At 44.1% G+C, this 19,135-nt stretch carries 17 protein-coding genes; 11 read left to right on the top strand and 6 right to left on the bottom strand.

Annotation, left to right across the window (positions count from 1 at the left end):
• Positions 1–61 precede the first annotated feature (61 nt).
• Together B2089_RS04115 and B2089_RS04110 are read left to right on the top strand one after the other, a co-directional pair.
• A complete protein-coding gene (locus B2089_RS04115; RefSeq protein WP_296326083.1) occupies positions 62–2,356 on the top strand; it encodes a hypothetical protein in 2,295 nt (764 codons plus the stop codon).
• 15 nt (positions 2,357–2,371) lie between these two features.
• The gene (locus tag B2089_RS04110; RefSeq protein WP_296326085.1) at positions 2,372–3,637 is read left to right on the top strand and encodes a hypothetical protein; all 1,266 of its coding nucleotides are present in this window, start codon (positions 2,372–2,374) and stop codon (positions 3,635–3,637) included.
• On the opposite strand, the gene B2089_RS04105 is transcribed toward B2089_RS04110, so the two are convergent.
• Genes B2089_RS04105 through pyrB form a run of 6 tightly spaced genes read right to left on the bottom strand, consistent with a single transcriptional unit; the run spans position 3,638 to position 11,629 of the window.
• Positions 3,638–5,533 carry a fructose-1,6-bisphosphatase gene (locus B2089_RS04105; RefSeq protein WP_296326087.1) on the bottom strand — a complete coding sequence of 632 codons (1,896 nt, stop codon included), beginning with the start codon at positions 5,531–5,533 and terminating at the stop codon, positions 3,638–3,640.
• Between the two features lie 57 nt (positions 5,534–5,590).
• Positions 5,591–7,018 carry a dihydroorotase gene (locus B2089_RS04100; protein WP_296326089.1) on the bottom strand — a complete coding sequence of 476 codons (1,428 nt, stop codon included), beginning with the start codon at positions 7,016–7,018 and terminating at the stop codon, positions 5,591–5,593.
• Positions 7,019–7,041: 23 nt separating this feature from the next.
• A complete protein-coding gene (locus tag B2089_RS04095) occupies positions 7,042–7,476 on the bottom strand; it encodes an aspartate carbamoyltransferase regulatory subunit (protein WP_296326091.1) in 435 nt (144 codons plus the stop codon).
• Positions 7,477–7,527: 51 nt separating this feature from the next.
• Positions 7,528–9,126 carry a sensor domain-containing diguanylate cyclase gene (locus B2089_RS04090; protein ID WP_296326093.1) on the bottom strand — a complete coding sequence of 533 codons (1,599 nt, stop codon included), beginning with the start codon at positions 9,124–9,126 and terminating at the stop codon, positions 7,528–7,530.
• Positions 9,127–9,135: 9 nt separating this feature from the next.
• Positions 9,136–10,707, bottom strand: coding sequence for an extracellular solute-binding protein (locus B2089_RS04085; protein WP_296326095.1), 1,572 nt, complete (start codon positions 10,705–10,707; stop codon positions 9,136–9,138).
• 1 nt (position 10,708) lies between these two features.
• On the bottom strand, positions 10,709–11,629 hold the full coding sequence (pyrB, locus tag B2089_RS04080; protein WP_296326097.1) for an aspartate carbamoyltransferase: 921 nt from the start codon (positions 11,627–11,629) through the stop codon (positions 10,709–10,711).
• A gap of 28 nt (positions 11,630–11,657) precedes the next feature.
• Between pyrB and B2089_RS04075 the strand changes: the two genes are divergently transcribed.
• The 9 genes from B2089_RS04075 to B2089_RS04035 all read left to right on the top strand — a co-directional run bounded on the left by B2089_RS04075 (position 11,658) and on the right by B2089_RS04035 (position 18,996).
• Positions 11,658–12,788, top strand: a complete 1,131-nt coding sequence (locus B2089_RS04075) for a methyltransferase (protein ID WP_296326099.1) — start codon at positions 11,658–11,660, stop codon at positions 12,786–12,788.
• 113 nt (positions 12,789–12,901) lie between these two features.
• Complete coding sequence (locus tag B2089_RS04070; RefSeq protein WP_296326101.1) at positions 12,902–13,531, top strand: beta-ketoacyl synthase chain length factor; 630 nt, start codon at positions 12,902–12,904, stop codon at positions 13,529–13,531.
• 10 nt (positions 13,532–13,541) lie between these two features.
• Entirely contained in the window at positions 13,542–14,363 is an 822-nt protein-coding gene (locus B2089_RS04065; protein ID WP_296326102.1) for a lysophospholipid acyltransferase family protein, read from the top strand.
• A gap of 33 nt (positions 14,364–14,396) precedes the next feature.
• On the top strand, positions 14,397–14,663 hold the full coding sequence (locus tag B2089_RS04060; protein WP_296326104.1) for a phosphopantetheine-binding protein: 267 nt from the start codon (positions 14,397–14,399) through the stop codon (positions 14,661–14,663).
• Between the two features lie 13 nt (positions 14,664–14,676).
• On the top strand, positions 14,677–14,919 hold the full coding sequence (locus tag B2089_RS04055) for an acyl carrier protein (RefSeq protein WP_296326106.1): 243 nt from the start codon (positions 14,677–14,679) through the stop codon (positions 14,917–14,919).
• The gene (locus B2089_RS04050) at positions 14,920–17,007 is read left to right on the top strand and encodes an AMP-binding protein (protein ID WP_296326108.1); all 2,088 of its coding nucleotides are present in this window, start codon (positions 14,920–14,922) and stop codon (positions 17,005–17,007) included.
• Positions 17,004–17,351 (top strand): hydroxymyristoyl-ACP dehydratase, encoded by a 348-nt coding sequence (locus B2089_RS04045; RefSeq protein WP_296326110.1) that lies wholly within the window; start codon positions 17,004–17,006, stop codon positions 17,349–17,351. Before B2089_RS04050 ends, B2089_RS04045 begins: the two co-directional genes overlap by 4 nt.
• The gene (locus tag B2089_RS04040; protein ID WP_296326112.1) at positions 17,348–18,091 is read left to right on the top strand and encodes a glycosyltransferase family 2 protein; all 744 of its coding nucleotides are present in this window, start codon (positions 17,348–17,350) and stop codon (positions 18,089–18,091) included. The genes B2089_RS04045 and B2089_RS04040 overlap by 4 nt, the downstream gene beginning before the upstream one ends.
• Entirely contained in the window at positions 18,088–18,996 is a 909-nt protein-coding gene (locus tag B2089_RS04035; RefSeq protein WP_296326114.1) for a hypothetical protein, read from the top strand. The genes B2089_RS04040 and B2089_RS04035 overlap by 4 nt, the downstream gene beginning before the upstream one ends.
• Positions 18,997–19,135: the final 139 nt, after the last annotated feature.

Below are 19,135 nucleotides of genomic sequence, written 5' to 3'. Positions count from 1 at the left end.
TTTTTTCTGACAAAAGACCTTATATGAGTTATAATGAACTGTTAGGCGAGGAGTCAGTAATATGAAGAAGTTTTTTTTTACAAGTGCTTGCTTTGCTTTTCTCCTTTTTGCGTGTAGCGATTTCTCAAATTTACAAATTCCAGAATCTGTAAGCGTTAAGTCTTCTGCTGTTTTTGAGCTTCCAGTCGGTCAGTCAATAATTTCTCTTCATGAAAAACTTAGCGTAAGCAAATTGCAGGGCATTATCAACGACAATATCGGAAATTCTTCTTCAAAAAAGCCTGTTATTTATGATTACAATCCAACTCTTAATGACGAAGATACTCTTAAATACATAATTGATTACCCAGTTGAGGAATTTTCTCTTTCTGCAGTGGATACAAGCTCTGATATTGACGAAATCACTTTTTCAACGGATTTCAATCTAAACATCAATGACAAGGTAAAAGACACTTTTGATTTTGAATCTGCTTCCGGCGGTTTACCTGTTCCTGATTTGGGGGATGGAAAGGAATATTCCATAAGCGGAATTCCCTTGAATCTTTCGACAGAATTGGATTTTAAAACAGTAGAATTATCGGCTGGAACGATTTCTCTCGTTATTACAAAGCCTTCTTCCCTTCCTTCTCCGGCGGGCATTGAACTGACAGTTAAAGCCCAACTTTACAGCGGTTCTCGTCTCGTTGACGAGAAGTCAAAAGATTGCACTGAAGGCGGAAGCCTTTCATTTAATTTGGCGGGAAAGACTCTTGATTCTTCAGGAGTCCGTCTTGTTATCAGTGCTAAATACAAAGATACTGATTCTTCTCCTTCGGATGCGTCTCCATATAGTTACGCCTATTCAGCTTCTACTTCTGGAATTAAAGTCGCAAAAATAACTGGTCTGAATATGTCCGCAGACGATATCGGTGATGTGGTGATTGATGATTCCAAGGCAATTACAGGACTGAACAATTATTTGGTAAGTGCAAAAATCGGCAAAGGAAAACTTTCTTTTGGAGCAAAACTTCCTGAAGGATGGAGCGGAGTCAAATATGAAGAGGCGAATTCTTCCATTGATGTTGCTCAGTCTTCGGCAGACGGGCTTGAAATTGAAAATTCTGAATTTAAAACTGTCGGTGGCGCGCAATATATAATCAACAAAGAAGTTGATTTAAGCGGAAAATCCCTAAACTCCAGTAATGTAGATATTACGGGCAGTGTTAAATTTTCATTAAAAAATGCAAATCTTGTTTTTACCGGTGATAATGAAAAAATTACAATTTCTGGAGCATGTAAAATCGACGAGCTTTCTGAAATCACTATAAATTTATCTTCGATTTTGAGAAATCATTCTGGCACTATCGAAACAGGAATTGATTTTTCAACGATTCTTTCTGACATCCTTCAAAACGACGAGAATTTAATCAAGAATGTAAAATTCAAGGGGCTGGAGGGATATGTCTTTGTCAATCAGCCGACGACTAACAGTGTACTTAAGAGTTTGTCCGCAACGGCTGGAATATCGGCTTCATACAACACCGGAAGCGAAGTTTTGATTCCGTCAAATTCTACAATCAGCGTAAAATCCGGAAAGGCAACTCTTGCTTCCCTCGCAGATAAAAATGCACTTATCACTGAGAACTGGACGGGCGAAAGTGATCCTGACAAACAGATTTTCTCAAAAAAAGTAAATGACAATGTTTTGGATACAATCATAAATTCACAGCCAAGCAATCTTTCTTTTTCTTACAATCTTGATTTAGCTAGCGATTCTAATTCAAACATAACGCTTACTGGTGACGATATTGAGGCTTTAAAAAAAGGAAGCTCAATAAGCATTCACCTTGCCCTTGTCATTCCTTTTGAAATAGTTTTAGCTGATGTGTCTGACGGTGTAAGCGATGGCATAATCACTATTCCGGATGTGCTTGCTCTTATTGGTAACGAATTTACCGAAGACGCCTTACATAGAGACGAGGACTGGGACAGTGACAATGACAAATATCTCGATGCCATTAAGTCAATTTCTTTCAATTACACGCTAAAAAACACTACTCCAATGGAAAATATAACCCTTACATTCTATGATGATGGGGGAATAATAAAAACAACAGCTGAAGATGGAACATCGACTCCGGGAAAATCCTTAAAAACTGAGAATGGTTCCTATTCTCTGTTGTTCACTGGCGATGAGGTAAAGGAAATCCTTCACACGCGGCCTTTTATTCCAAAAGTAAAAATGGAAATAGAAGGTGCTGATGGATCGACACCCCGTTCTTTTGCTCGTAATTCAGCTTTCTCTCTTCTAGGTTCGATTTCAATCAAGACAGACGGCACGGTTGAGTTGTGGAATAAAAATGACAAGGATAAATAGGGAGAGAAAGACAATATGAAAAAAATCCTAAAAACTTCGATTATATTTTCTCTCCTTTCTGTTTTTGCTTTTTCTTCTGCTCATGCAGAAGTTGGTGACGGTGATTTGCTTTCAAAGCCAAAACGAATTTTTGAATTTGGAGTTGATTCAGATACCGTTTTTGCAAACAGTTCCTTTGGGCTTCAGGACTTCCTTAAAAAAAATCTTGTAATTGATTTACAGAAAATTGCTAAAGACATGCCGAAAGATGGATTTTCCCTTGGATTTCATAATAAGGAAACTGTGTTTGCGAATCTGAATGTCAGCAGTCGTTTCCGTTTCGGAATTTTTACTGAGGTCGAGGCAAATTCACATTTTAATATCTCAAAGGATTTGTTTGATTTGCTTGCGGACGGTCTGAGAGTTGGTGAATCCAAAACAGTGGATGCGACTGGATATGCCGATGTTTTCTTTAATATGGGGGCTTCTTTTCAAACAATTATAAATAATTACGGCGTAAAAATTACCCCGACATATTTCGTGCCGCTTGTCTATGTACCAAAAACAAAGGCAAGTGCTTCCATTACAACCACAGAAAACGGACTGATAAAAGGTGAGGCTGAGGCAAATGTTGATATTTATACGGCTATAAATATGCATGACTTCATGGAAGATAAAAAAACTATTGATAACCTTGATTTGAATGCAAGCCGTATTCTTTCTAACGGTGGTTTTGATCTTTCACTCGAACTTGAAAGAAATTGGTTTCATAATTTTAATGCTGGTTTGTACACCAGGATTCCGGTTTTACCAGGAAAGCTTAATTACAAAATGAGCACTCGTGTATGGGCTAACTTTTACGAGGCTAATGTCCTTGGCTATCTTGATAATACAGAGTCTCATACAAGTGATCATGGACATGATGATTTTACCTACTCAGAAGAGACACACAAGGCTTACCGACCACTTCGATTAGGTTTAAACGCAACTTACATGCCTTTTGGTAATTGGCTCAAGATTCAGCCTCAAGTTGGTTTTGCAGTCCGTAATCCGTATTCAAGCGATTCGATTTTTTATATGGAATATGCCCTTGATCTTAGGCTTTCGCTTTTATGGAGAATCTTTAATTTTAATGTGGGAACAGCTTACCAAAATCAAGTTTTTCAGCATAGGGCAGGATTCAGCTTGAATTTCCGTGCTGTTGAAATTTTGGCACAAGCAAGCCTCTGCGGAACGAATTTACCTGCAAGCTTCAAGGGAGACGGTTACGGCGCATTCGTTGGCGTGCGAATGGGCTTCTAGCTAGTGCCCCCGACGGTACATTTCCAGTAAGTCTTCCAGTTCGGCAATTTGCTCTTTGATTTCCAGACCCCGGTCTGTGTCGGCCACATAATGGCGGTTGGGGAATTTTTCCACGGTGATTGTGTCGCTTACGATGTCGCTGTCCGTGGCAATCATCTGGTCACAGCTGGTGAATTTTTCGTGAACAACAAGGCGAAGACCATAAGAATTACAGACTAAAGTGTAGCCTGCGATACCTGTCTTTTCGTGATAAGCTGCCGCAAAACCGCCGTCGATAATCAGCAATTTTCCGCCGCATTTAATGGGGGAATCGCCTTTTTTGACTTCCTGAGGAACATGGCCGTTTATGATGTGTGCAGTTTTCGGGTCGAGGCCGAATTCCGTGAGGATTCCTTCGACTGTGGCCAAATCTTCAACTTCATCGTAGTAATGATTTTTGTGCTCTTTACTTGCTGCCTTGTCATCGATGAACATATTTTCAAAGCAGGCCATTTTGTCTTTTCCGAAAAGCGGGGATTTTGGGCCTGTCCACAAATACCAGAGAATGCTTTCGCCTTTTTGCTTTTCTTTGGTGCCCGGCTTTGAGAAATAGCCTTTGCGCGCCCAGATTTCAAGTTCGTCATACAGGGCTTTGCCTGAAAATTCCTTGCCGAAAAGCCTGACTTTGAGGAATTTGCCTTCTGAATCCAGGGGCATACAGCCGTGGTATAGCAAATTTCCGTTGAAAACCTTGTACAAATTGCCTTTTTTATAGAGGAATTTGACATGATTTTGTAATTTTTCGCAGTGCATGAAAGAATAGGCCAGCCGGTTCATGACCATAACCTCGTCTTCGCTGAGCATAGCAGGATTTTTGCGGTCGAGGGTAGGGAAGGCGTCTTTAAGATTTGTGGAATTCAGTTTCCATTCCTTGCCTTCGATTGTGATTGTGCCCTTTTCCCAGTTGATTTTGTCGAGAATGAGGCGGTTTTGCATTTCAAATTCAGGATTTTCCCGAATCATTGCGTCTTCCAGCTTGAACTGAATGATTGAGATTGCCTTGTGAACGGCGTGCCTGTCCATGTGGCCGTAGGCCTTCATGCAGAAAGTGACCAGTGGAGTGAGGTTGATTCCGTAGCCTTCTTCAAGGACATCGAGATTGTTGTAGCGGGCGCAGAGACGGACGACATTGGCGATGCAGATTTTGCTTCCTGCGGCGGCTCCCATCCAGACTACATCGTGGTTTCCCCACTGAATGTCCAGGGAATGATAATGGAGGAGTTTGTCGAGAATCTGATGCGGTCCCGGTCCCCGGTCAAAAATGTCACCGATTATGTGCAAATGGTCGATGACCAGAGTTTGAATCATGTTGCAGAGTGCTTCGATGAGGGCTTCCGCCGCCCCGATTCTGATAACGGTCTGCAAAATCTGATTGTAGTAGGCCTGTTTGTCGCTAAGTTCTTCCTTTTCGGTAATCAGCTCTTCGATGACATAGGCAAAATCTTCAGGCATGATTTTGCGCACTTTTGCGCGGGTATATTTTGACGAGACTCGGCGGAGCATGGCAACGAGGCGGTGCAGGGTAACGGTATACCAGTCATTCAAATCCTCGCCCTTTTCGCTTTGCCGTACGATTTCAAGTTTTTCTTTGGGGTAGTAGATTAAAGTGGCAAGGGCGCGTTTTGTAGAGGTCGTTTCTGTGTTTCCGAAGACTTCTTCGATTTTGGTTTTGATTGAGCCGGAGCCGTTACGCAGAACATGAGAAAATTGCTGGAATTCGCCGTGAATGTCGGTCAAAAAGTGCTCCGTGCCTTTGGGCAGGGAGAGAATTGCCTGCAAATTGACGATTTCCGAGATTACGGCGCGCTCCGTGGGATATTGCCGGGCAAGAACGCGCAAAAATTTTTCGTTATACATAAAAACTCCGAGTGAGACAGGCCTTTCCCGATGTTATTATCAGGCAAGTCCAATAATCTAAAATACTTTTTTTCCGCCAAAGAAGGTTGCGTGCACTTTGCCTGTGAGCTGTTTTCCTTCCAGCGGCGTTGACTTTCCCTTGCTGGCGAAATTCTCGCTGTTTACAATCCATTTTTCATCGGGATTGACGAGAACTAAATCCGCATTGTAGCCCACGGCGAGGCGGCCTGCCTTGATTCTGAGGAGTTTTGCCGGATTGTCGCTCATGAGGCGGGAAAGTTTTGAGAGAGAAAAATCTTCTTTTTTGACGAGAATCGTATTGCAGACGGCAAATGCGGTTTCGAGGCCAGTGAATCCTGGGCTACCTTTTGCCTTGTCTTCCTGAGTGTGGGGGGCATGGTCTGTGGCGATTGCGTCAACCGTGCCGTCCCGGAGGGCTTCGATAAGAGCGCGCCGGTCATCTTCGCTTCTGAGAGGGGGATTTACCAGGGCGCGGATATTTGGCGCGTCTGTTCCCACCAAGCCGAGGTGATGGGGAGTGACTTCCACCGTGCAGTCAAAGCCGTTGCTTGTGTTCCCCAGGGCGATTTCTTCTTTTGCCCGGCGAACGGCATCCATGCTGATTTTTGTGGAGCAGTGGCAGATATGAACATGACAGCCCGCGGTTTTTGCGATTTCGATATTGCGGATTGTAGCAATGTCTTCCGCAAGAGCCAGCAGGGAATTTGCCTTGGTAAGATTGCCGTCAATTTCAAAATTGATTGCTTTTGGAACATTGGGCGTTTCCACATTCACTTTTCCGGCCGGAATTCCGTATTGCTCCATAAAGCCCAGGGCACGCTGGCGGTAGGGGCGGGCTGCCTGAGCGAGAGAAGGATCTTCACAATGACAGCTGACGATAATGTTCTTTTTGCCGGCTTTTTTCATTCCCTCAAGCATGGTGGCGGCTGAGTCTACATCGTGGCCGTCTTCTGAAATGACAGGAAATTCGTCGTTGTTCAGCTTTTCGATTGCGCTCGTGTCGTTTCCTTCAAAATTCTTGGTAATGCTGACTGTCTGAAAGACTCTGGCAAGATTTTTGGAATTCGCCTCGTCCATGACCTTTTTTGCAAGGAGCGGGTCTGAAATGACAGGATTTGTGTTTGGCATGAGAACTACGGTTCCGTAGCCGCCTGCAACTGCCGCTTTAAGGCCGGAATCCAAGTCTTCTTTTTGAGTTTGACCCGGATAGCGGAAATGCACATGCATGTCGATGAATGAAGGCATGAGAGTTAAGCCTTTTGCGTCATAAAATTCTGGAGTTGTATCCGCGTCGCTTTCTGAGAGAAAAGCCTGTGCCAGAAGAAATGCTTTTTTTGCGCTTTTACATTCGCCCAGATTGATTCCGCGGATTTTGCCGTTTGCCACGGTGACTGTGCCTGGACTGTCTATTTTTGAATCTACCAGCCGGGCGTTATAAATAATCAGAATTGAAGAATCAGACATAAGTTCCTCCTGACACCTTGTTTTTAGTCGATTGAGCCGGCAGTATAGAGGGCATCGCAATATTCGCAGGCATACTGAGCTTTGTCGCGGTTAATCAACTTGAAGACTGGGCGTACATAATTTTCGGTGACGGTGATACAGCGGGGGTTTTTGCAATGAATGACATTTTCAACCCGTTCCGGCAGTTCCATGTTGATTTTTCGGACGATTTTTTCATCTTTTATTACATTGATGCAGATGTTTGGGTCGATAAAGCCCAGCACTGAATAGTCAATGTTGATGATATTGTCGATTTTGATAATGTCTTTTTTACCTGATTTTTTTGAAGAGACATTCATGATAAGGGCGCATGAAAAATCTGCCTTGTCCAAACCTAAAAAATGAAAAATCTGAGGTCCGAAGCCCGCCTTAATGTGATCGATGACCAGTCCGTTTTTAATTGTATCTACATTCAGCATTCTTAATTCCTTATTATATGTATTTTATCACATTATATGACAAATTGATAACTATTCTGAGCGGAGCACTTCTTCGTTTCCGTAGCAGATTCCGTTTCTTCCGCTTTCTTTTACGGCATAGACTGATTTGTCGGCAATGGCGAACAATGAATCGTAATCAATGCCATGTTGGGGAGTTGAGCTTATTCCTACGCTGGCACTGACTTTTACAACATCAACGCCTGTGAGAATCGTTTTTGCCGCCTCAACTATCCTTTTTGCTTTTAGCAGGGCGATTTCCTTGCCCGGAAGGTCGTTTAGCAGGACGACAAATTCATCGCCACCAAAGCGGCCTACCAAGTCCGTGGGGCGGAAAAGCCGTCTTAGGACTTCGCCAAAATCGTGGAGCAGGGCGTCTCCTGTCTGATGACCTAGAGTGTCGTTTACTTCCTTAAAATGGTCGAGGTCGATGACTATAAGGGAAGCGAATGTTCCCGGCTGATTTTCGGAAAGGGTTCTGCGGCAGAGCCGTTCAAAAGTCGCCTTATTTAAAAGACCTGTAAGTTTGTCGATTTCTGCGTCTTTGCGGTAAGAATCTCGTGAAGAGCGGATTTTGCTGATTGCCTGAGCCATCTGACCCAATTCATCGTCGCCCAGCTCGGAAAGGGAAACTGAATCCCCTGACTCATCTGCGGCTCGACCGACAAGGCTTGAAATTGCCCGAATTTTCCGTGTTGCTTTTTCGGCGATGAAGGCCGACACAAGTGCAAGAAGGAAAAGCATGATTCCGCCGATGATGACTGCGGTGAGGGCATCGGTGACAACTTTCTGCCAGATGTAGCGGTATGAGCGCTCCGTTATGATGACCCAGCCAGAAATTTCATTTTTTGAGTAGCTTACCAGCATGCGTTCTTTTTTGCTGCCACCGTGAACTGACAACACTGCATCGATAGAGCCTTTTTTGCCCGCAAGAGCCGCCGCCACGGCAGGATTTGTGCTTAATCCTATGAGCTGATTGCTTTCAAGGGTCTCTTCTGAATGGGCGACAAGATTTCCCACGCTGTCTGTAATCATAACGCGGGTGTTTGCGGAAGAAAGTTCTTTTACAAATTGCTGCAGGGCTGAAAGATCATAATCTCGCTGCACCATGCCCACCGCCTTGTTGTTTTCGTCAAAGACCGGCACTTCCAAAACCGTAATCAGGCGGTTATTGGCAAGGCTGATAAGAACATCAGAAATATACTCTGAGCCTTGCATTGCTTCGTGAAAATAGCGGCGGTGTTCTACATTGATGAGGGGATATTCGTCAGTGCGGGCGAGCTGGTCGCCGTTTTTGTCAGTGATAATCATGTTGTCGCTGTCGTTGAATACATCGTTGGTGCGGCTGAGAGTTTGCTCCATGAGAGGATCCCGGTTTTCTGCTTTTGCCAGCGTGTACTGGAGTGTCATAGGATTTCGCGCGATAGTACGGAGAACGGCAAGGTTCCGCTCAAAATGTTCGGTGATATGCTCATTGACGATAGAATTGCGCAAAAGTCCGTCTGATTTCGCATTGTCGATGGAGCTGGAAATGTTATTTACAAGATAAAATCCGATTACAAGAAGAAGAGGAATAAGTGCGATGCAAAAAAGCAGAAGCGTTAGTTTTGTTCTTACTGATTTTAATTTCATAATCCTTTCCTAGTAAAGATAATTAGCTTGCCGAGCCTTTTCAACTCCGTCTTCTTCCCAGCGTTTTCCGCCGAGGCGGTCGAATTCTTCAAGCCATAAAGCCCAGTTTTCTTTGGTAAGGACACGCTTGCCTGTTACAAAATCCAGAACTCCCTGCTCGTAGAAATGCTTTAATTCAGTGCTTGGCAGGGGCATGCTGTCTGAGCCAGTGGCATTTGCCCAAGCCTTTTGCTGCATTTCCCTGAGAACGGTGAGCGCGCTCATGGTCTTGTGGCTGACTTCTGTGGTGTAGGTTGGATAGCGGCTGATTAATTCAGCGTCACTGTGCCAGAAAACCATGTTTCTGAGCTGAGTGAGGGGTTGCTGGGCGGCTTTTGTGTATCCTTTTGAGGGGTCGGGAATTCCCTCTGTAACTGGAACATGATTTTCGTTGAAGACAAAATTTACGCCTTCCTGACCCCAGCCCAAAAGATAATAGCCTTCATCGCTGACCATCCATTCAAGCAAGGCCGCGATAAGAGGAGCTTTTCCTTCTTTTTGAGCTTTTTTTGAAATGACCAGTGTTGTGTAAGGAATCGTGTTTACGCCCACCGCGCTTTCTCCATTCGGACCAACCGGCGGATCTATGACAATCCATGAGCCGTTGGGGAATTTTCGGTCAAAGGGAGCATAATTTGATTCAGAAGCATAGGCCGAGTGCTGCTCCCGCATGATGCCGAATCTGCCTTGCTTCCAGGCGGCGCGGAAATCGTCTTTTTTGTAGCCCAGCCAGTTTGGGTCGATAAGGCCTTCATTCTGCATAGTCACAATCGTGCTGAGGGCGTCAAAGTAGGTGGGCTTCCGCACATTCAAGCCCGCATCCTTTTCGGTCATGTTCCAAGTGCCTGCAACTCCGAATGCACCGAAAATCGGGTCTAAGCGGCGGCCCAAGCCCTCTTCGTAAGAGTTGATTTCGATAAATGCGCCGTAGCCGTAAGTGTCATTTTTGCCGTTTTTGTCGGGGTCATTGTGGGTAAAGGCCCGCATTACATCAAGATATTCATCGATTGTCTTTGGAATGGAAAGTCCGAGATTTTCAAGCCAGTCTTTTCGGATTAATACCCCTTCGTTTTTCTGAATCTTTCCGCCCGGTGTTGAGAATCCGTAGCATTTTCCTTTGACTGTTGCAAAATTGCGGGAAGACTCATCGTACATTTTCTGAGTCCGGTTCGGCATAAGGGGATACAATTCATCAACCGGCATAATCAAATCTTTTTGAATCAGATTTAAAAGCGGCTCACGGTTTACGACCACCATGTCCGGGAGTGTGCCACCGTCTGCGGCTGCGTTCACTTTTATATTTTTGTCAGCCTGATTAAAGGGAAGCATTGTAAGCTCAAGGTTGATTCCGAATTTTTCGCGGATGATTTTATAAGCAATCCAGTCTGCCGGGGGCGCGCCTGCTTCGGTAACGGTGGCGTCATACCAGAGGGAAATTGTGACGGGATTGTCTGCCGTGGGATGCAATTCAGGAATTTTTTCACGACATCCTGAGAAAAGAATCCCCAAAGCAGCAGCAAAAGTAAAAAGCTTGATTTTCATATTACAGCACTCCTGTCAGTTTCGCGATTAAGGCCATTCGCACATACATTCCGTACTTGACCTGTTTGAAGTAGGAAGCTCGCGGGTCGTCGTCTACTTCCGGGGCGATTTCGTTTACTCGCGGAAGAGGGTGAAGGACAATCATGTTTTTGCGGGCAAGGGACATTTTTGCGTTGTCGAGGATGTAGCTGTCCTTGAGGCGGATATAGTCCTGCTCGTTGAAGAATCTTTCTTTTTGAACGCGGGTCATGTAGAGAATGTCCAGGTCGCCGATGACAGATTCAAGCCGCTCAGCCGTGGTGTACTGGATTCCGGCTTCGTCCAGTTCCTGAGTGACATATTCCGGGACTTTAAGCTCGTTGGGACTGATGAAGATGAATTTGTTGTTCTTGTAGCGGGCCATTGCCTCAGACAGGGAGTGAACGGTGCGGCCGAATTTAAGGTCGCCGCAGAAGCCGATTGTGTGGCCTTCAAAGCCGCCCTGCAGGGCTCGGATTGTGAGCATGTCGGTGAGGGTTTGGGTTGGGTGATAGTGGCCGCCGTCGCCAGCGTTGATAATCGGACAGGCAGAATATTGGCTTGCCAGCAAGGCCGCTCCTTCCTTGGGATTTCGCATTGCGATTACATCAACATAGGAAGAGACCGTGCGGATTGTGTCTGAAAGGGATTCGCCTTTTGCCGTGCTTGAATTTGCCGCATCAGAAAAACCTTCCACCGCGCCGCCAAGATGAAGCATGGCCGCCTCAAAAGAAAGGCGGGTTCTTGTGCTAGGCTCAAAAAAAAGTGTCGCAAGAATTTTCCCGCGACACACATCATTAAAAGAATTTGGGTCAACAATGATTTGCTCTGCCAATGAACAGATTTCATCGATTTCTGAAACGGTTAAGTCAGTTGGTTTGATTAAATTTCTTCCCTTTAACATAATTTAATTTTAGCATATAATTCGATTTATGAAAATGGAAAATAAAAGCTATTACGAAGATAAAATTCGTGCTTTTGATGCAAAAATTGAGGCTCAGAAAATAGCCTTTTCCCCCATGACTTTTCAGGCAATCCGTGCCCTCATTGAGCTTGGCCTTTTACAGAAAATTTCTGACAGCGGCGACGATGGAATCACAATCAAAGAACTTTCTGCCGATTCTGGTATTTCTGAATACGGCGTTGGCGTTCTGGCAGAAATGGCACTGGGCATGGGTGTGCTTAAAATCAATCCCGAAGCCACTGACGATGAAAGCAAGTCAGGCTTGGGCAAACTTGTTCTTGGAAAAGTGGGCTGGTTTTTATTGGAAGACGATTGTACCAGAGTCAATTTTAATTTCACAAATGACATTTGTTATAAAGGCGCATTCAACCTCATCGACTCAATCAAAAACGGCAAGCCTGAAGGTCTTAGAGTCTTTGGCGACAAATGGACTACCGTTTACGAGGCTCTCTCAACTCTTCCTGAGCGTGAAAAAAAATCCTGGTTTGAGTTCGATCATTTCTATTCTGATGTGGCTTTCCCGGAGGCTCTGCCCATTGTTTACGCGAAAAAGCCCAAGCACTTGTTCGATATTGGCGGCAACACCGGAAAGTGGGCCATTGCTTCCTGCAAATACGACAAAGATGTCCATGTCTCAATCGTGGATTTGCCGGGCCAGACTGCCGTTGCCGAAAAGAACGCCCGTGATGCGGGTTTTGCCGACCGAATCAGCTTTGTAAGCGGCAATGTCCTTGACAGTGAAACTAAACTTCCTGCCGGAGCAGACGCCGTCTGGATGAGCCAGTTCTTGGATTGCTTCAGCCTGCACCAGATTACAAAAATCCTCACCAAGATTTACAATTCTGTGGACGAAAATTGCGATGTCTTCGTTATGGAGCCTCTCTGGGACATGCAGAAATTCGAGGGCGAAAGCTACGCCTTGCAGGCGACCAGCCTTTATTTCACCTGTATCGCCAACGGAAACAGCAAAATGTACCGATACGGAGAGCTTGTTGAAGCAATCGAAAAAGCCGGTTTCAAGCTGGTTACTGCACACCACAACTTGGGAAGCAATTTCTATTCAATACTTAACTTTAGAAAGTTGAAAGTTGAAAGTTGAAAGTTGAAAGTTTTGCCGGTTCTAGGGCATTTTGGAAATCAAAATTTCCAACTTTCAGTTTTCCGTTTTCAGTTTTCCGTTTATATGATTACTGTGACAGTTGAACTATAATTATGACGATTTATGTAACAAAATTTTCCAAATACATACCTTCTCCTGAAAATCCTGCAGAGCAGCCGAAGTTGGAATATGTGGACGCTTTGTTCCGCCGTCGCTTGAGTCAGCTTACCCGCATGACAATCGAGGCTGTCCACGGCTTGATTACTGAAGCCAGTGACGAAGAAAAAAATTCTATTCTTTCTTCAAAACTTGTCTTTGCTTCCTTCCGGGGGGAGATTGCCCGCCAGCTGAAAATCAACAAGGGCTTGGTTGAAGACGCTGATGTTATGCCGGCTCCCTTTTCTCTTTCGGTCTTTAATACGCCGCCGGCCGCCGCAACGATTGCCCTGGGAATGAAGGCGGGCTACACGGCAATTTACCCCAGTGAGGACAATTTTTATTCTGCCTTGCTTGCCGCTGCTTCTTCCGTAATTTCAGGCTCAGAAAAGCAGGTGATTTTTGCCTACGCTGACGAAAAAATCCCGGAAGAATACAAGGATTGCAAGAATTATATAGAAAAAAGCCCCCTTGCCTTTGCCTGCCTGATTTCGGGCGAAAAATCAAAGGGTGCGATTGAGATAAATTTGAGTGACGAAAGAATTTTGCGGATAAAGCCGGAGGATTTTCTTTCGTTTTTCAGATAGAATCACATTTATGGAAGAGACTAAAAAACTTCTTTTTCCAGAAGAAAAAATCAAGAATTATCCTCTTTATTTTTACCGGGTTTTCGGAAAAGTATTTTCTCTCGTGATTTTTGGAATCGGAACGATTTTGCTTTCGATTGTGTTTTTCCCGATTTTTAAGTTGATTTTCCATAGCAAAAGGAAGTTCCGCTACCATACCCGCCATGTAATTTATGTGCTTTTTAAGGGATTTACAAAACTGCTTTCAATTACAGGCCTGATGAAAATAAAAGTGGACAAAAAAAACTATCTGGACAATTTAAAATCAGCCGTCGTCGTGGCAAATCATTCGGCTTATCTGGATTCTTTGGTTATGCTTGCCCAGCTCAAACATACTTCAGTGATTCCCAAAGCGGCTCTGTCAAAGAAAAATGTCATGCGCTTCGTGATTAATGAGCTTTATATGCCTAATTCAATTCCTTTTGACGAGATGCTGGTCCGCTCGAAAGAGGATTTTGAAGACGGAAACACGATTATGCTTTTCCCGGAGGGAACACGAAGCACGCCTTATGGTCAGAACCGCTACAAAAAAGGAGCGGCTCGAATTTCTCTTGCAACGGGTGTTCCTGTAATTCCTGTCTATATCGGCGGAAACAGCAAAAAAGGGCTTGGAAAGGGAGATAAAGTTTTCCAATACAATCCGACTGATATTTATTCATTTGATTTGCACATAAAAGAGCCTATTTATCCCGATGAATTTAAGGATTTGCCAAACGCAATCGCGGCAAAACGCATGACCCAAAAAATACGCGAAGTCCTTTCGGATGAGGCCAACGCACAATACCGATATTGAATTTAAGAACCTTCTTCTATATAATGCTTCTTTATGGATGAATTGAAACAACAGATTAAAGAATGCATTATCTCTGCCCTTGAACTTGAAGACATCTCTCCAGAAAATATCGTAGATTCAGAGCCGCTTTTCGGAACAGGTCTCGGTCTTGATTCTATCGATGCTCTTGAACTTGGTGTCGCTCTCAAAAAGAAATTTGGTGTCAAATTCAATGCAGAAAATTCTGACACACGGGAGCATTTTGCCTCTGTTGATGCGCTTGCGGCTTATATTTCGGCTGAGCAGGCAAAAGCAAACTAAGGAAGGCTCTTAAATGGACAAAAACGAACTTTACTCAAAAATAAAAGAAGTGCTCGTCAATGATTTTGATATTGATGAGGCTCTTATTACTCCCGAAGCTTCCATTGAAGAAGACTTAGAGCTGGATTCAATCGATTCTGTCGAAATGATTGTAAAAATAAAGCCATTTTTAAACTCAAAAATCGAGCCTGCTGCCTTTAAGTCTGTCAAAACAGTTCAGGATGTTGTGGATATCCTTGAGCCGCTCACAAAATAGGTGAAGCTTTTTTCCAAGATTCTTTTTGTAATTCTCTCTGTTCTCTATCCGCTGGTAGTTTTTTCCTGCCTGGTGATTTTCCATGTGCCGGTTAAGGTTTTCTCACTTTTCGTGGTCTTTATCGCACTTCTTTATCTGCTTCTGGCGACCAGCGGAAGGGGAGGGGAGGACGGCGGTCTTTTTGCCCGGCTTAAAAAAAATATCCGCCTTTTGGTCAGCGCGGGGCTTTTGCTTTTTGCGGCTCTTGTCTGCCTTGCCACCGGGCAAACGCTTTTCATCAAAGTCTATCCTGTTTTGATGAACGTGGTTTTTCTCTTCACTTTTGCCTCCACTCTTTTTTTGCCGCCGAATATCTGTTTCCGCTTTGCCTGCCTTGCCCAGAAAAATCTTTCCCGCTCTCACATTGCCCGCCGGGTGGAAAAGTATTGCTTTAAGGTCACGGTGATTTGGTGCCTTTTTTTTATTCTGAACGGAAGTGCGGCACTGTACACAGTTTTTTCAAAAAGTGATAAAATATGGTCTATTTACAACGGCGGAATTTCCTATCTTCTTATGGGAATTCTTTTTGCCGTGGAATTTCTTGTGAGAATGGTGGTGAACTTAAAAATGCCGAAAATTGCCTACATTACAAAATTCAATGCCCAGAGCTGGCCTCTGGAAAAAATCCTCTGCTATGAGCGAAAGTGGAGCGACAAAAAATACCTTACCTGGAATGACTTTCTGATTGAGACGGCGAAAATCCGCGCTTTTATTACTGATTACGACAAAAATTCTGGCAGATGCGAAAAATGGATTCTTCATTGCGAAGATTACTGGCACTTCCTCTGTACTTTTATCGCTCTCTTGCAGTGCAAAAAAGAAGTCCTGCTTACTGCCAACATCAGCCCCAAATTCATTGATGAAATAGTAAACGGAAATGCAAGGGCAGAAAGCGACATGCAAGGAGGCGAAAAAATCCTCTTCCTGACCGACCAGACCGAAGTTGAGGGCAAAAAAATCGAAAATGCCTTTTTTATCCCGAAGATTGTGGAAGAGGCCGCCCAGCCGTCTGAAAGCGAAAAACTTGAGACTCCGCAAATCGACTCAGACCAGACAAAAATCATTCTATATACATCAGGCTCCACCGGGCATCCAAAAGCAGTTTTGCAGCGAATGACAGAATTTGAGCTGGATAACGCTTTCATCCTTTCAAAATGGTATGAAGAATTTGCCAGCCGAAAGCTTTGTGCTGTAAATTCCCAGCATCACATTTACGGTTTTTTGTTCACGATTTCCCTGCCTTTTGCCGCAGGAGTTCCATTCCGAAGAAAGCGAATCGAATTTCCCGAAGAATTTGAGGTCCTGGACGATGAATCTTACATCATAATTGCGGTTCCTGCCTTCTTAAAAAGAACTTGTGCCGAAATGGGCGAGAAAAAGCTTCCCCTCAAAAATCCCTGGATTTTCACATCGGGCGGGGCTGTTTCTCCGGAGCTTGCCGTGGACACGGAGCGGGTCTTCGGATTCTGCCCCCTTGAAGTCTACGGCTCAACCGAAACCTCAGGAATCGCCTACCGTCAGCAGACAAAAAATGGCCTGGTCTGGACACCCTTTGACAATGCAAAAATCTGGCTGGACAAAGACGACGGCTGCCTTACGATTATTTCCCCCTACATCAAAGACCCGGCCGGCTTTAAAACCGGCGACCTTGCCGAAATGTACGAGGACGGAACTTTCTTGCTTAAAGGCCGAGCTGATTCTATAGTCAAAATCGAAGAAAAACGCATTTCTGTCACCGAGGTGGAAAACCGCCTGCTCCAGAGCGGGCTTGTCCTTGATTGCTCTGTTGTTCCCATGAGTGACCGCCGCCAGTATCTTGCTGCTGCCCTTGTCCTCAACGAAGAGGGCAAAAAGAAATTCGCCGGAACTGAAAAATATTTAATCAACCGCCACTTCCACGACTATCTTTTGCAGTTCTTTGAGAATGTGGTTCTGCCAAAAAAATGGCGCTATCTCGAAAAACTTCCTTGTGATGTGCAGGGCAAAAAGCATAAGCCGGAGATTCAGGCTCTCTTCCTTACTTCTGACAAAGACGGAGACGAAAATTGATTCACGGAATTCTCCCCGAAGAAGTTTTGGAGCAAAGCGAAAACCAAATTTCTCTCAAAGTGAAAATTTCCGCCCAAAGCGACTATTTTGACGGGCATTTTCCCCAGTTCAAGCTTTTGCCGGCCGTTGCTCAAATCGATTTGATGGCTCATTATGCGGCAAAATATTTTGGTCTGCCCCTTTCAACGCCGAAAATCAAGCGATTCAAATTCAGCGACAAGATTTTGCCCGACACCACCGTGATTTTTAAAATCACCTTCGATTCCGAAAAAAATCATGTGACTTTTGAAGTGACTGACGCGGCTGACGGAAAATTTTATTCAAGCGGAGCGTACAATTTATGACAGAATTTAATCCCTGCATTTTGATTCCAGTTTACAGGCACGGAAAAGCCTGCGTGGAAGTCGTTGAAAATATTCTCCAATACAATATTCCAATTATTCTCGTTGATGACGGAAACGCCGAGGAAACAAAGGCCTATCTCCGCCAGATTAAGGAAAATCATCCTCAAATAGAGCTTGTTACTCTCGCCAAAAATCAGGGGAAGGGTGGGGCTTTTAAAGCCGGGGTAATCCGTGCAAAAGATTTGGGCTACTCTCATGTCCTGCAAGTTGACGCAGACGGTCAGCACGACAGCACGAAAATTCCATTCTTTGTCGAAAAATCCCAGAAAAATCCTAAAAAACTGATTTGCGGCTATCCTCAATATGACGAATCTGCCCCCGGACACAGAAAAGGCGGCCATAAATTTGCAAATACTTGGTGCGCAATTTGTACTTGGAGCAATAAAATTGTCGATGCTCTTTGCGGATTCAGAATTTACCCGATCGAAGCGACTCACCGCTTCCTTACAAAAAAATTCTTTGACAAGCGGATGGGGTTTGATGTTGAAATCCTGATTCAGCTTTTGTGGGCTGGCCTTGATGCTGAATTTTATCCTGTAAAAGTCACCTATCCCAGCGACGGACTTTCAAATTTCCATGCTTTTCGGGACAATGTCCGCATTTCCTGGGTTTTTACCCGCCTTTGTTGCAAGATGATTTTATTATCTCCCCTTCTTCTCTGGAGAAAGATTTTTAAATGAGCACTCAATGGTACGAGGTGAAGCAGAGCCATAATTTCGGTTACAAAATGATGTTTTTTGTGCTGAAATTTTTTCCGGCTTCATTTATGCGCTTTCTTGCCTTTTTTGTCGGATTTTTTTATTGGCTTTTTGGAGCGAAAGCCCGCAGAGTCTCAAAAAAATATCTTTCAAAAGTCGGAAAAAGCTCTTCTCTTAAACACATTTCTTCTTTTGCCCTTAATTTGGTGGAGAATGTGCAGAGCTGGGCAGGAAAATTCTCTTTCAGCGATGTGCATTGGCAAAATGATGATGTCCATGATTTAGTGGACAACATCAATGCTGGCAAAGGGACGATTATTGTCATCTCCCATTTGGGAAATGCCCAGATGATGAAGGGACTTGCCTGCATGGGGGAAAGCGGCACCGAGCGAAAAATGAACATCACTACAGTTTCGGATGCGAAAATCTCAAAAGGTTTCAATGCTCTCTTAAACGAGATAAATCCAGATTCATCTTTTAATCTTGTGAGTTCCGATGACATAGGGCCAGAGACAATTCTTCTTTTGCAGGAAAGGCTTGAGCAGGGCGGGGTAGTGGTGATTGCAGGTGACCGGGTGAGCGCCCATACCAGCCGAAACATCGAAATTGAATTTTTAGGAGAAAAGGCGAATTTTCCCTATGGCGTTTTTCTTTTGATTGCACTTTTGAACAGTCCGACTTATTTTGTTACTGGTTTGCGTCAGAAAGATTTCAGTCTCAGTCCACAATATGACATGTTCGTTTCAAAAAATCCTATTTCTTTTGATTGCAGCCGAAAAGAGCGGGAAGAGCGAATCAGACAGACGGCCGAAAATTATGCTAAAAATCTTGAGAATTTGTGTAAGCTCCATCCATATCAATGGTACAATTTTTTTGATTTCTGGTAATAACCTGACTTGAAATCAGTGGTTTTCTACATAAAGAAGAGGAAAAATTATTCCGAAAATCTAAGAGGTAAAATTTAAGAAGTTTTCAGGGAGATTTTTTAATGAAAGTTTTGCGCTCTGCTTTGATTTTATTTTTTAT

Source organism: Treponema sp. UBA3813, assembly GCA_002368605.1.
In the GTDB taxonomy this organism is placed as follows: Bacteria; Spirochaetota; Spirochaetia; order Treponematales; family Treponemataceae; genus Treponema_D.
This window is presented reverse-complemented; position numbering and strand designations above follow the sequence as displayed.

What these genes read in the sequence shown, in the direction of transcription:
- B2089_RS04060 (WP_296326104.1), top strand. Translation starts at nt 14,397, where the DNA reads ATGGATGAATTGAAACAACAGATTAAAGAATGCATTATCTCTGCCCTT.
- B2089_RS04035 (WP_296326114.1), top strand. Translation starts at nt 18,088, where the DNA reads ATGAGCACTCAATGGTACGAGGTGAAGCAGAGCCATAATTTCGGTTAC.
- B2089_RS04075 (WP_296326099.1), top strand. Translation starts at nt 11,658, where the DNA reads ATGAAAATGGAAAATAAAAGCTATTACGAAGATAAAATTCGTGCTTTT.
- B2089_RS04095 (WP_296326091.1), bottom strand. Translation starts at nt 7,476, where the DNA reads ATGCTGAATGTAGATACAATTAAAAACGGACTGGTCATCGATCACATT.
- pyrB (WP_296326097.1), bottom strand. Translation starts at nt 11,629, where the DNA reads ATGTTAAAGGGAAGAAATTTAATCAAACCAACTGACTTAACCGTTTCA.
- B2089_RS04105 (WP_296326087.1), bottom strand. Translation starts at nt 5,533, where the DNA reads ATGTATAACGAAAAATTTTTGCGCGTTCTTGCCCGGCAATATCCCACG.
- B2089_RS04110 (WP_296326085.1), top strand. Translation starts at nt 2,372, where the DNA reads ATGAAAAAAATCCTAAAAACTTCGATTATATTTTCTCTCCTTTCTGTT.
- B2089_RS04100 (WP_296326089.1), bottom strand. Translation starts at nt 7,018, where the DNA reads ATGTCTGATTCTTCAATTCTGATTATTTATAACGCCCGGCTGGTAGAT.
- B2089_RS04070 (WP_296326101.1), top strand. Translation starts at nt 12,902, where the DNA reads ATGACGATTTATGTAACAAAATTTTCCAAATACATACCTTCTCCTGAA.
- B2089_RS04115 (WP_296326083.1), top strand. Translation starts at nt 62, where the DNA reads ATGAAGAAGTTTTTTTTTACAAGTGCTTGCTTTGCTTTTCTCCTTTTT.
- B2089_RS04055 (WP_296326106.1), top strand. Translation starts at nt 14,677, where the DNA reads ATGGACAAAAACGAACTTTACTCAAAAATAAAAGAAGTGCTCGTCAAT.
- B2089_RS04065 (WP_296326102.1), top strand. Translation starts at nt 13,542, where the DNA reads ATGGAAGAGACTAAAAAACTTCTTTTTCCAGAAGAAAAAATCAAGAAT.
- B2089_RS04090 (WP_296326093.1), bottom strand. Translation starts at nt 9,126, where the DNA reads ATGAAATTAAAATCAGTAAGAACAAAACTAACGCTTCTGCTTTTTTGC.
- B2089_RS04085 (WP_296326095.1), bottom strand. Translation starts at nt 10,707, where the DNA reads ATGAAAATCAAGCTTTTTACTTTTGCTGCTGCTTTGGGGATTCTTTTC.
- B2089_RS04040 (WP_296326112.1), top strand. Translation starts at nt 17,348, where the DNA reads ATGACAGAATTTAATCCCTGCATTTTGATTCCAGTTTACAGGCACGGA.